Origin of the sequence: Myxococcus vastator (genome assembly GCF_010894475.1) — a bacterium.
Lineage (GTDB): Bacteria > Myxococcota > Myxococcia > Myxococcales > Myxococcaceae > Myxococcus > Myxococcus vastator.
Genome location: NZ_JAAIYB010000048.1, coordinates 1 through 12,337, shown reverse-complemented (window position 1 = coordinate 12,337; position 12,337 = coordinate 1). Strand labels below are relative to the sequence as shown.

Genomic DNA, 12,337 nt, shown 5'->3' with positions numbered 1-12,337 from the left:
TGCGGCCTGGAGGCGCGCCATGGGAAAGAGCACCGACGAGCACGTCGCCAATCCAGACGGCACCTGTCCTCATGTGGTGGTGAAGGAGAACACCGAGGGTGGCGCGTGCCTGACGGGACACGACGCCAGCCTGGACCCCAGCACCTGCGCCTACCGTTGGCAGGCGCTCACGGAGTCGAAGCGGAACCGGACGGCGCTCTACGACAAGACCCCCACGGCGGGAGCTCGGCAGAAGCCCGCCCCCATGGGGCTGCTGGCCACGTCGGCGTACCTGAGCAACCGGGGGAACCTCTACCCAGGCCAGTATGGCGCCGTCATCCGCCTGCCGGAACCCGGAGACTGGCACCTGGACGGCCCCACCCGGGACGACATGGAGGATGCCGCGGGCAGGCCCATTCGCCGCGGGCAGAATTTCTCGAAGCATACGTGGCCGTACTGGCACAACTCGCACCACTTGATTCCCAAGGGGCTCTTCAATGAGACCATCGCGGAAATCGAAGATGCCGACTGCCAGGCGTTGATTCGACTGGCGCTCCTGCGCGCTGGATACAATATCAACCACCACATCAACGTCATCCTCCTGCCGCAGGACCTGGAGGTGGCCCGCGTCCTGGGACTCCCCCGGCACCTCATCCTGGAGGATGGCTCCTGGATGGTTGAAGGCAGCCCCAAGTTCGACCACCTGGGCTATAACTGGAACGTCCAGGACCGGCTTGAGCCCATCATCAACCGCTACGCCAAAGCCTGCGACGCGGAACTCCGCAAGAACTGCGACACGTCGAAGTTCAAACTCTCAAGAGAGGAACTCGAAGAGCTTTCAAACACATGCTTCCGCAGTGTCACCGAATTTGGAACAACCAATCCAGGCGAGCCGATTTCGGACATGCCAAAAATCCCTGCGTTCTAACGGGTGACCACGGGGTTTCCACCCTGAACCACTGCATACTTGCCGTGCACCTTCATTTCATCATCAACCCACTGAGCACCTTCGGCTGCCGGCATCTCGAAGAGAGCGCAATCAAGCACTTCTACCTCTCCAAGTTGGAGCAGGCCTGAAAACAACTCACGAGGAAGCGCCATGGACTATTTCAGTATCACCCGAGGCCCCACCGTTGATCGCAGTCTCTGCATGCTTGAGCGCGAGCCCAAGGGCCTGAGGATGTTCAGCCACCGACTGGCGGAAGGCTACCCCATGGGGGACAAATATCCTCCAGATGCAGTTTGGCAAATGAGCAGCAAATACGGTGGAAGCAAGCTGGCCTCGCTCATCGCCTCCCACTATGTCGTGGTGGAACGAGCCCTGAAAGAAGTCTTCGAGCGCACCGGACTTCCAATGGAGTGCCTCAACTTCACCCTGCTCGACCACAAGGGGCAGGTGGCCAGCCGGGACTACTTCATCATCAACCCACTGGGCACCTTCGACTGCCTGCATCTAGAAAAGAGTGAAATCAAGTACTCCAAGGAGATGCCTGGGGAAATCATTGGCATTCGGACGCATGTGCTCGACAGCAACAAGCTCCGAACGGCCCCGGACTTCTTCCGCATCAAGGAGGACCCCTACGTCTACGTCCTGAGCCACAAGCTGGTGGACGAACTGCAGCAGCTCAACCCCACCAACGTCTACCTCACCAAGCTGGAGCAGGCCTGAGCTGCTCCGACGAACGCGTGACACCCAGCCCTCCCCGCCATGGTGCGAACGCCCCTGCCCCTCATCGAGAAGAACAGCCTCATCCAGCTCCAGATGGTTCTGCCCCGAGTCCTCGCCCGGCAGGTCACCCAGGCCCAGATGATGAGCGTCTGCGCCCTCTTTCGGCGCATGGGCATTTCCCAGCTCTTCCTCTCCGGCCTACCCGACGGCTTCTTCGAGGAGCTCTCCCGCTCGGCGCGCGCCTTCCTCTTCTTCCTTCAGGGCACTGACGACGCCGCCAAGACGACGAGCCGCTCCGAGCCCTACTTCGATGCCATTGCCTGTGGTGACACCGAGGCGGAGCGCGAGATTGCCCAGCACTCCCGCGCCACCTGGAGCCCGGGTGAGGAGTACGAGGACGACTTCCTCTACGTCCGCATCCTCATGGAACATTTCACCCTGGCAGCGTCCCCCGACCGGCTCGACGCGGCCATGAGACGCTACGAGCGCCTACCGACAACAGGCGACGACGTGCGGCTCGCGCTCTGCCAGGCACTCGTCACCGCGGACGCCCAGCGCTTCGAGGAAGGCCTGGGCCTTCTGCTGGAGGTCCGCACCCGGGAGCTGCGCAAGCGACTCGAAGCCGAGCGCCTCTCTCCTGACGACGCCACCACCACCGCCCACCTCTCCGTGGAGGTGCTCGCGCTGCTGCGATTGGCCGAGCGCGCGGGCCTGCCCACCGAAATGCACTACCCGCTGGCCCCCTCCGTGGCCCGCCGGCTCGACCGAGCCCGGCTCCCGCCTCCAGCGTCCTGGCAACAGCGCATCACCTCCATCCAGGGCACGGCGGACGCCCCGAGGCAGGAGCCGTGAAGCTCGCTGTCACGGGGCTTGGCCTCGTCACCTCCGTGGGGCACGGCGTCGTGGGGACTTGCACCGCGTTGCGAGCGGGGCTCTCCTGCCCCAGGCCCCTCCCGGCCTTCACCGTCGAGGACGAGCCCGGCGAAGCCACTCCCGTCACCGGCTTTCCCGCCGCGCCGTTCGCGGAAGGGTTCTTCCAGACGGGCGCCTGGGTGCGCCTGGCGTCCGGCGCCTTCGAGGACCTCCGCGACTCAGCCGCGATGCCTCCCCGAACGGACGCACAGTTCTGGCACCGCACCGGGCTCCTCGCGCTGGCGCCACTCATCGACGAGGAGCGCTTCGGCTGGTCGCTCCAGGCGCTGCCCAAGGCACTCGAGTCGTTCTACCTGCGCCCCCTCGTGTCCCTCATGGACGTCCCCATTCAGGCAGACAATACGCGGGCGCTCGCGCTGGGGCACTGCGGCCTGGCGGCGGCGCTCCAGCAAGCGGACGCCATGCTGTCATCCAGGGCCGTGGACCGGGTGCTCGTGCTGGCCGCGGATTCATACGTGGACCCGGAGAGCCTCGCGTGGCTCGCCCTCCGCCGTCGGCTCAAGTCTCCCCAGCGACAGGTGGGCCTCATGCCGGGTGAAGCCGGGGCCGCAGTCCTGGTGGAGCGTCCCGTGACGGCCCGCGGGCGAGGCACCTTCTCTGCCCTGCAAGTGGAAGCCGTGGCGCTGGGCGGGCTCCCGGAGGCGGGCGCGACGATGGCGCAGCTCGGACGCTCGCTCGCGGAGTCACTTCAGCGCGTCCTTCCCGCCCCCGCGGCCCCACCGCGCTTCCAGGGTGACGTCTACCTGGACCTCAACGGTGAGGCCTGGAGGGCGCAGGCCTGGGGCCATGTCCAGGTGCTGCTCGCCGACGCGTTGGACCTTCCACGCTGCCGCGTCCTGCACCTCGCGAGCTCGCTGGGAGAAACGGGCACGGCCTCCGCGCCGGTGTCGCTCGCGGCGGCGGCCTGGGGATTCTTCAGGGGCCACGCGACCGGCGAGCACGCCTTGCTGAGCTCGCTCTCGGACGCGGGGCAGCCCGCCGCCGTCCTCCTGACACGCGGCGCGTGACACTCCATGCCTCACCGCGACGACGGCGCCGGCTCCCCAGAAGCGGGCTGTCCCGCCGCCTCTCCTGCCGGTGTCACCGGGGGCGCGGCGGGCACCTCGGACCGAGGCTCCACGCCCTCCACCTTGCCCACCTCGTCCAAATCCTGCCGGTTGCTCAAGGAGAAGCGCACCAGCGCGCGGAGGATGCGGTTGCGCTTCACGTTGCCAAGCACCTCCCGCAGGTCCTCGTACACCGTCGGGTCGCTGATGAGCCCGCCCACGGTGCCGTCTCCCTTCGCCACGGTCGCCGTAATCTCCTTCAGGTCCGCCGCCGCGCTGCCCAGGTCCGCGAACATGCCGCTCGCGTCGCCGTACACCAACTGGTGCACCGCGCCGTTGGGGCTCTTCTTCGCGTCCTCGATGAGCCCCGCGAGCTGCCCGGCCGCCGCCCCCAGCTCCGTCAGCGCCTTCGCGCCATCCTGACCGTAGACGAGCGCGTGCGCCGTGCCGTCGCCCGTGCGCACCTCGCGCAGAATCCCCTCCAGCTCGCCCACCGCGCCATCCACCCGCGCCGCCGCGTTGGACGCGTTGGCCAACAGCCCCCGCACCTCGCGCCCGGCCTGCTTGTCGTAGATGAGCGCGTGCAGCACGCCCTCGCCCTTCTCCACCTCTTCCAGCAGCGCCCGCAACGCCGCCATGCCGCGCGTCACGTCACTGGCCATCTCCGGGTTGGCGTACGTGTCCACCGCCGCCCGCAGCGACTTGCTGATGGCCACCGAGTTCTCCATCACCTGCGACGCCCCGTTGAGCAGCGCGGACAAGTCACCGCTCGAGGACGACTTGAGCACCCCACCCGCCTCCACCGGCGGCGCCGTGGGGTTGCCCAGGGAGATGTCCACCGCCTTGTCGCCCAGCACCCCCATGCTGGACAGCTGCGCCACCGAGTCCTGCCGCACGCGGTCCGTGTAGCGCGACGACACCTGGAACTGGACCTCCAGCCGCGGGTCCTTCGGGTCGGGCGAGAAGACGATGCCCGTCACCCGCCCCACGTTGAGCCCCCCGAGCCAGACGGGAGACTCATCACTCAGGCCCTGCACGTTGGTGAAGTACGCGCGGTACGTCGTCTTTCGCTCGAACAGGCGCGACTGCTGGCCAATCACCATGACGACCACGCTAGCGACCGCCAGACCGATGGCGACGAACAGGCCCGCGCGCATCGCCAGGCGGCGCTCGGTTCCAACGGGAGAGAACAGGCTCATGGCGCGCCTCCAGGGAACAGCTCCACGCGGCGCGCGTCGAGGAAGGCGCGCACCTCCGGGACGGTGGAGTGGAGCATCTCCCGCGGGTTGCCCACCTGCACGATTCTCCGATTGGCCAGCATGGCGATGCGGTCTCCCACGGTGAATGCGCTCACCATGTCGTGAGTCACGACGATGGAAGTGCAACCGAGCCGGGTCTTCATCGAGTTGATCAACACGTTGATGGACTGCGTGGTGACGGGGTCCAGGCCCGTGGTGGGCTCGTCCCAGAGGATGACCTCCGGCTCCGTGGCGATGGCCCGCGCCAACCCCACGCGCTTGCGCATGCCGCCCGACAAGTCGGAGGGCATCAGCCGCTCGGTGCCAGGCAGGTCCACCAGCGCCAGCTTCTCCGCCACGCGGGCGCGGACCTCGTCCGCCGGCATGTCCGGGAAGTGCTCGCGCAACGGGTACGCCACGTTCTCCCCGACGTTCAGCGAGTCGAAGAGCGCCGCGCCCTGGAACACCATGGCCACGTGCCGGCGCACCGGCATGAACTGCTCCTCCGTGAAGCGCGTCAAATCGTGCCCCTGGAAGAGGATGCGTCCGGTGTCTGGCGACAGCAGCCCGATGAGGCACTTGAGCAGCACGCTCTTGCCCGTACCCGAGCCGCCCATCACCACCAGCGTCTCACCGGCGCGCACGTCCAGGTCCATGTCGTCATAGACGTGCTTGGCGCCGAACGCCTTGGTCAGGTGCTCGAAATAGATGAGCTGCTCCCCCGGCCTGGGCGGCTGGAACGCGAACTCAGAGGCGGGCGAGGACGAGGAGCGCATGGCGCGTCACAGGTTCAGCGTGAGCTGGGTGATGAAGAAGTCGGCCAGGCACACGGAGACGGAGGTGGTGGCCACCGTCTGGGTGGTGGCGCGGCCCACGCCCTCCGTGCCGCCCTCCACGGTGAGCCCGCGGAAGCAGCCCACCAGGCCGATGATGAGCCCGAACACCGCGCCCTTGAACACGCCGGAGGCGAAGTCCGGCATCAGCACCGCGTCCAGCGCGCCCTGGAAGAAGAGGTTGAGCGTAATCGCGTACTGGAAGTTCACCACCAGCCCGCCCGCCACCAGCCCCACGACGTCCGCGAACACGGTGAGCACCGGCATCACAATCAGGCACGCCAGCACGCGAGGCACCACCAGCTTGCGCAGCGGGTCCGCGCCCAGCGCGCGGATGGCGTCCACCTGCTCGGTCACCGTCATGGCGCCCAGCTCCGCGGCGATGCCGCTGCCGATGCGCGCGCCCACGGTGAGCGCGGTGAGCACCGGCGCCAGCTCGCGGAACAGCGTGAGGATGACCACGCGCCCCACGGTGTACTGCACGCCGAAGCGCGACAGGAAGTAGCCGAACTGCAGCGAGATGACGAGCCCCGCGAACATCGCGGTGAGCAGGGCGATGGGCAGCGAGCGCACGCCCAGCGACTCCGTGTGGTACACGAGCCCGCGCCAGTCATAGGGCGGACGCACCGCGCGGCTGAACACCTGCCCCGTCATCCGCGACAGCGCGCCCAGGGACTCCAGGCGCTCCTTCGCGCGGTCCATGAGGCTCGGGGGCCCGGAAGCCGCCGCCGCGTCCACCTCGGGCTGCCGCGTCGTCATCCCCTGCGCTCCAATTCGAAGCCGGCCAGCAGCGCGTCGAAGTCCGCCATGCGTGCGTCCGCGAGCCCCGGCGGCGCCACGTAGGTGAAGTCGAACACACAGTTGTCCTTCTTCAGCACCACCAGCTCCAGCTGCACGGGCACGCCGTCCATCTTCGCCAGGTGGCGGCTGCGCAGGGCCTCACGCCCATCCATGGGGATGCGCTGCTCGGAGACTTCCCGCCGGTCCGTGAAGCCCGCCAGCAGGTGCCGGGTGAGCACCTGGAGCGACGGGTCATCATGGCCCTTGCACGTGGCGTTGACGGAGAGCGCACGGCCCGTGCCCGCCTCGGCGAAGGCGAGGTCATTGTCCTCCAGCCGCACCTGCTGCCAGTGCGCGGGCAGCTCGCCAATGCGGTAGCGCACGGCGGGCTTGGTGAGGACGGAATCCTCGAACGTCGTCCGGTGACAACCCGTCAGGGGCATGACCACCAGCACGCACAGCAACGTCATCCGCAGCATGGCACCGTTCTTCGTGGCTCTCTCCCGGCCCTGCGGCCGAGTCATGCGTCACAAGTGGCGCACCTGCAAGGAATTCCATGCCGTGTGGTAGGGGCCAAACGTCCACTGTCACACCTCTAAATCCCTCCTGGCGCGTCACATTCCCGCTACGCGTGAGGCGCCGGCCGGCCGTCGCGACACCAACCTGTCCAAGCGGGCAGCACTCCGCGGGCAGTGCCCGGCCACCATCCCAACCCCAGCTTTGTCCCGACGCATGCAAGCCGCCCGGCTCGGAACGCAGCGCCCCGCGCGCGAAACCAAGGACAAGGAGGACCCCCATGGACGGCGGACTCGCGATATTCGGCTTCGGACTCTTCCTGCTGGGAATCGCCAACCTGTACGTGCGGCACAGCTACTGGCTGGCTGGCTGCGTGCTGCTCCTGGCGGTGGTGTCCATGGGGCTGGCCTTCAGCGAGTCCAAGCGGCTGCGCGAGGTGTCGCTGGGCGTGGGCGTCGCGCTGCTGCTGCTCACCATCGTCGCGCTCGCCGTGGGCACGTCCTGGTGGCTGCCGCTGGCCACCTTCCTCTTCGCCGTGGCGTATGGCGTGCTCTGGGCGGAGTACCGCTTCCCCTTCTTCCAGCACGTGGCCCCAGGCGACGTTCCGCGCCATTCGGAGCGGCGCTCCCACATCCACTGGCCCTGGCACCGCCGGCGCGTGACGCCGTGACTCAGGCAGCGGGAGGCGGCTGGGCGTCCGCGCGCACCGCCACCTGCCCGCCATGCACGTCGAGCCAGAGCGTGTCGTCCGCCGCCGCGCCCCGCACCAGCGAGCCGTCCGTGGTGGTGAGCACCACCTGCGCGCCGCTCTGGGCCAGGTAGCCCATCAGGTAGGCGTTGCGCTCGGGGTCCAGCTCGCTCGACACATCGTCCAGCAGCAGCAGCGGCAGGAAGCCCATCGCGGCCTCCAGGTTCTCGATTTCGGCAATCTTCCAGCCGAGCACCAGCGCCCGCTGCTGTCCCTGGCTCGCGTAGGCCCTCGCGCTGCGGGCCCCCAGCGTCACCGAGACGTCATCCGCGTGCGGCCCCACCGAGGTGAAGCCGCGCTCCATGTCCCGGCGCAGGCGCGCGGAGAGGCTCTCTCGCAGCATGGACGCCAGCGCCGGCTCGTCCGCGGCGGCGAAGTCGCCCTCCAGATGCGCGGGACGGTAGTGGTACACGGCCGGCTCCACCGTGCGGCCAATGGAGGCGAAGGTCGCCTGCGCCCGGGGCGCCAGCTCCGCCATCAGCGCGCGCCGCCGCGAATAGAGGCGCGCGCCGGCCTTCGCCAGCGTCTCGTCGTAGGCCTCCAGGTACACCGCGTCCACGGTGTGCCCTTCGCGCAGCAGGCGGTTGCGGTTCTTCAAGGCCCGCGCGTATTCGCGGCTCTCGCGCAGGAAGGCCGGGAAGCGGTTGAACACCGCCCGGTCCAGGAAGCCGCGCCGCGAGTCCGGCCCGCCCTTCACCACCTCCAGGTCGTCCGGCGTGAAGGCCACCACGGACACGCCGCCGAAGTAGTCCTCCAGGCTGGAGGCCTTCTTCCCATCCACGAAGGCCTGCCGCGTGCCGCCGCCCACCTCCACGGCGATTTCACGCTCGGCGCCCTTGAGGAGGAAGCGGCCCGTCACCCGCGCGCCCTGCGAGCCCCAGCGCACCAGCTCCGACAGGCGCCCCGCGCGCAGGGGCTTGAGCGTGGCCAGGAAGTAGAGGGCCTCCAGCAGGTTCGTCTTGCCCTGCCCGTTCTGCCCCACCGCGATGGTGGCGTGGGCGCTGGGCGTGAGCTGGACCTGGGGGAGGTTCCGGAAGTCGTGGACGTGAAGCGCGAGGAGCCGCACGGCCCCTCCGTATCACCTCTCCGCCCTCCGGCGGGGGACCTATCTCGCGGGCCGCAGCGGCAGCTCCACCACGAAGGTCGCGCCCTCGCCGGGCCGGCTGTCCACCTGGATGGTGCCGCCCAGGGCCTCCACCAGCGTGCGCGTCACGTACAGCCCCAGGCCCATGCCGCCGTAGTTCCGCTCGGACACGGCGCGCTCGAACTTCTGGAAGATGCGCGCGTGGGCTTCCGGGTCGATGCCAATGCCCCCGTCCTTCACCCACAGCCGGGCGCCCGTCCCCACAGGCGCCACGTCGATGTGCACGGGCGCGCCCGCGCCGTACTTGAGCGCGTTGGACAGCAGGTTGGAGACCACCTGCTCCAGCCGCAGCCGGTCCCACGCCCCCTCGAGCCCTTCAGCCCGCGTGACGTGCAGCTCGCAGCCGGCGCGCGCCGCCTCCAGCTCGAAGCGCGCGGCCACCTCGCGCACGAGCGAGGGCAGGTCCACCGGCTCGACCCGGAGCTTCAGCCGGCCGGTGCTGATGCGCGACACGTCGAGCAGCCCGTCCACGAGCTCGGCCAGGCGTGTCACCTGCCGGCGCATGGCCTCCACCTCGCGCCCGTGACGCTGGGCCAGCTCGGACGCCGGGTCCGTCTGGATGGCGCGCGCGAAGGACTGGAGCCGCAGCCCCAGCGACGTCAGCGGCGTCTTGAGCTCGTGGCTGGCCACGGACAGGAACTCGTCACGGGCGCGCACGGCCTCCTGGAGGTGCTGCTCCACCGTCTTCAGGCGGGTGATGTCCAGGAAGGGAATCACCACCACGGACGGGTGGCCGTGCATGGCGGGCAGCGTCTCGGACGAGATGCTGAGGGCGTACTGGCCCGCGGGCGTGTGCCAATGGACCTCCAGCCCGTCCAGCCGCTCGCCCCGGGCCGCGCGGGTGGAGGGGATTTCATCCACGCTCAGCCGGCGGCCCGCCAGGTCCGTGACGTGGAAGTGCTCGCCATACGCGGTGGCGGGCACGTCCTTGGGGATGCTCAGGCCGTAGAGCCGGTCCGCCGCGGCGTTGGAGAAGTTGAGGTCGCCGCTGGCCGGGTCCGCCATCACCACCGGCATGGGCATCAAATCCAGCACGGCCTCCAGCCACTTCTGCTGGCTCTCCACGGCCTGGCGCGCGAGCACCTGTTCGGTGACGTCGAAGGCGAAGGTCACCAGCCCGTCCACGAGCCCGCGCTCATCGCGCAGGGGCTCGAAGATGATGTTCCAGAACTTCGTCTCGACGTGGCCTGCGCCGTCGTAGTCGATGGTGACGGGGTACTCCCGCGCGATGGCGCGCTCGCCCGTCTCCAGCACGCCCCGATGGAGGCTCAGCAGCTCCGGGGACAAATCCGGAATGGCCTCCTCCTGGGTGCGCCCGTTCAACTCGCGTCCGCCCATGAGCTTCTGGAGCAGCGGGTTGGCGAACTCGTAGCGCAGCTCGTGGCCGCGCAGCACGTTGATGGCCACGGGCGCCTGGGTGAAGACCTGGAGCAGGTTGCGCCGCTCCGCTTGCGCCGCCTCGCGCGCCGCCAGCTCGGCCGTCATGTCCTGGTAGGCCACGGCGATGTGGGTGACGCCGCCGCTGGAGGCGACCAGGGGGAAGCCGGTGCAGGAGATGGCGATGCGCCGCGCCTCGGCGGGCGCGCGGATGTGCTCCAGCTCCTTCACGTCGTACCAGAACACCGGCGTCTGGATGCGCTCGCCCGACACGGCCCGCTGGAGCAGCTTCGCGTAGCCCAGCCGCGCGAGCAGTTCGTCCTTGAAGAGGCTGTACTCGGGCGGCGGCGCCGCGCCGAACATCGCCAGGAAGGCCGGGTTGGTGAGCAGGCAGTGGCCGTCCGAGGTGAAGACGGCGTAGGGCACCGGCGAATGGGTGAACAAGCCTTCAAGCAGCGCGAGCGAGTCAGGCACGTCGGCGAGCTGCTCGCGCAAGGAGCGGGGCTCCGTCACCACGGGCCTGCTGCGCATGTCCTGACTCCGTTGCTGACCCATTCGCGTCACCAAGAGCCCAGGGCCTAGCAGAGCCACCCCGGGCTGCCCAGTCCACCGTTGTCCGGCCGCCTGCCCACTGGGGCCCCCTGGCACTCACAGGGTGCTGGTGCACCGGGGAGCCCATGCCAGGATGCACGCACCATGGCGGACTCCCTCAAGACTTTCTTTGACGCGCGGCTCGTCGAACGCCTCGCCGCGTCACTCCACGCCGCGGCGCCGGCCTTCCCCCGCGCGGCCTTCATCCGGGAGGCGGCGAAGGGCCTGGATGGCCATGAGCTGATGGACCGGGCGCGTCATATCGCTGGCGCGCTGCACCGTGCGCTGCCCAGCGACTACCCGGAGGCGGTGGAGGTGCTGCTGCGCTCGCTCGGCCCCCGGACGGAGGCCACGGAGGGCGGGGCCATGGCCTCCTTCTTCTACCTGCCCCACACGATGTACGTGGCGGAGCACGGCCTGGCGCACTTCGAGCCGTCCATGCGCGCGCAGCACGCGCTCACCCAGCGCTTCACCGCGGAGTTCTCCATCCGGCCCTACCTGGAGCGGCACACCGCCAGGACGCTGGCCCGCCTGCGTGAGTGGACGGAAGATTCGAGCGAGCATGTCCGGCGGCTCGTGTCGGAGGGCACGCGCACGCGCCTGCCGTGGGCCTCGCGGCTGCGCGAGTTCCAAAAGGACCCCTCGCCCGTGCTCGCGCTGCTGGAGCGGCTGAAGGACGACCCGGCGCTGTACGTGCGCCGCTCGGTGGCCAACAACCTGAACGACATCGGCAAGGACCACCCCGCCCTGCTGGTGCAGGTGGCGACGGCGTGGATGAAGGACGCCACGCCGGAGCGGGAGTGGCTGGTGCGCCATGCGCTGCGCTCGTCCATCAAGCGCGGCGAGCCGGCGGCGCTAGCGGTGGTGGGCGCGCGGCCTCCGTCGGGCATCGAGGCCCGGGTGACGAAGCTGCCCCGCCGCGCGGCCCTGGGTGACACGGTGGAGGTCCACTTCGAGGTGGCCAATCGCTCGAAGCAGCCACAGACGCTGGTGGTGGACCTGGCCGTGCATTTCCAGAAGGCGAACGGCGAGGCGCGGCCCAAGGTGTTCAAGGTGCGCGAGCTGCTGCTCGGCCCAGGACAGGCGGAGACGGTGAGCAAGCGCGTCTCCTTCGCGCAGCTCACCACGCGCAAGCACTACGCGGGCCCGCACCGCTTCGAGGCCCTGGTGAATGGACAGGGCTTGCCGCTGGGCGTCGTCGAGGTCGGCGAGTAGGTGGCCGACTCCCTTTTCGTCATGAACCGAGAACCCACAGGCAACTCCCTGGCGTGCGGCGCCGATACCTGAACTGCGGGACGCCTTCCGCCCCCCAGGGAGCATGCGCATGACCATCAAGGGTTCGAAGCCTGTGATTCCCCCGTCCACCGTGGGGGCCGCGGCCCGAAAGCCGGAGGCGCCCGCCCGCGCCACGGAGCGCAAGCCGTCCCCGCCCCCGGGGCACCCTGCGCAGTCTCGCTTCGAGCCCACCCGGCCCCCCGTGAAC

Annotated in this window: 12 protein-coding genes; 6 read left to right on the top strand and 6 right to left on the bottom strand. The window is 69.3% G+C overall.

Annotated features, from left to right (window positions below; genetic code table 11):
- The first annotated feature begins 19 nt into the window (after positions 1-19).
- The 4 genes from G4D87_RS07555 (at position 20) to G4D87_RS07540 (ending at position 3,588) form a co-directional block, all read left to right on the top strand.
- A complete protein-coding gene (locus G4D87_RS07555; RefSeq protein ID WP_163780402.1) occupies positions 20-907 on the top strand; it encodes an AHH domain-containing protein in 888 nt (295 codons plus the stop codon).
- A gap of 321 nt (positions 908-1,228) precedes the next feature.
- Positions 1,229-1,648, top strand: a complete 420-nt coding sequence (locus tag G4D87_RS07550; protein ID WP_163780400.1) for an imm11 family protein — start codon at positions 1,229-1,231, stop codon at positions 1,646-1,648.
- 39 nt (positions 1,649-1,687) lie between these two features.
- Positions 1,688-2,500, top strand: coding sequence for an Imm49 family immunity protein (locus tag G4D87_RS07545; protein ID WP_163780398.1), 813 nt, complete (start codon positions 1,688-1,690; stop codon positions 2,498-2,500).
- On the top strand, positions 2,497-3,588 hold the full coding sequence (locus G4D87_RS07540; protein ID WP_163780396.1) for a hypothetical protein: 1,092 nt from the start codon (positions 2,497-2,499) through the stop codon (positions 3,586-3,588). Before G4D87_RS07545 ends, G4D87_RS07540 begins: the two co-directional genes overlap by 4 nt.
- 11 nt (positions 3,589-3,599) lie before the next feature.
- Here G4D87_RS07540 and G4D87_RS07535 read toward each other — a convergent pair whose 3' ends face one another.
- The 4 genes from G4D87_RS07535 to G4D87_RS07520 are packed head-to-tail and all read right to left on the bottom strand — an operon-like array spanning position 3,600 to position 6,957.
- Positions 3,600-4,826 (bottom strand): MlaD family protein, encoded by a 1,227-nt coding sequence (locus G4D87_RS07535; RefSeq protein WP_163780394.1) that lies wholly within the window; start codon positions 4,824-4,826, stop codon positions 3,600-3,602.
- Complete coding sequence (locus tag G4D87_RS07530) at positions 4,823-5,641, bottom strand: ABC transporter ATP-binding protein (protein ID WP_163780392.1); 819 nt, start codon at positions 5,639-5,641, stop codon at positions 4,823-4,825. The genes G4D87_RS07535 and G4D87_RS07530 overlap by 4 nt, the downstream gene beginning before the upstream one ends.
- Before the next feature lie 6 nt (positions 5,642-5,647).
- Complete coding sequence (locus G4D87_RS07525) at positions 5,648-6,457, bottom strand: MlaE family ABC transporter permease (RefSeq protein WP_163780390.1); 810 nt, start codon at positions 6,455-6,457, stop codon at positions 5,648-5,650.
- Positions 6,454-6,957 carry a hypothetical protein gene (locus tag G4D87_RS07520; RefSeq protein ID WP_176410727.1) on the bottom strand — a complete coding sequence of 168 codons (504 nt, stop codon included), beginning with the start codon at positions 6,955-6,957 and terminating at the stop codon, positions 6,454-6,456. The genes G4D87_RS07525 and G4D87_RS07520 overlap by 4 nt, the downstream gene beginning before the upstream one ends.
- 317 nt (positions 6,958-7,274) lie before the next feature.
- Here G4D87_RS07520 and G4D87_RS07515 point away from each other — a divergent pair, with 317 nt between their 5' ends.
- The gene (locus G4D87_RS07515) at positions 7,275-7,664 is read left to right on the top strand and encodes a hypothetical protein (RefSeq protein ID WP_163780385.1); all 390 of its coding nucleotides are present in this window, start codon (positions 7,275-7,277) and stop codon (positions 7,662-7,664) included.
- 1 nt (position 7,665) lies between these two features.
- On the opposite strand, the gene recF is transcribed toward G4D87_RS07515, so the two are convergent.
- The gene (gene recF, locus G4D87_RS07510; RefSeq protein ID WP_163780383.1) at positions 7,666-8,808 is read right to left on the bottom strand and encodes a DNA replication/repair protein RecF; all 1,143 of its coding nucleotides are present in this window, start codon (positions 8,806-8,808) and stop codon (positions 7,666-7,668) included.
- Positions 8,809-8,847: 39 nt separating this feature from the next.
- Entirely contained in the window at positions 8,848-10,794 is a 1,947-nt protein-coding gene (locus tag G4D87_RS07505; protein ID WP_163780381.1) for a PAS domain-containing sensor histidine kinase, read from the bottom strand.
- Positions 10,795-10,959: 165 nt separating this feature from the next.
- Here G4D87_RS07505 and G4D87_RS07500 point away from each other — a divergent pair, with 165 nt between their 5' ends.
- Entirely contained in the window at positions 10,960-12,069 is a 1,110-nt protein-coding gene (locus G4D87_RS07500; protein WP_163780379.1) for a DNA alkylation repair protein, read from the top strand.
- The last annotated feature ends 268 nt before the right edge of the window (positions 12,070-12,337 follow it).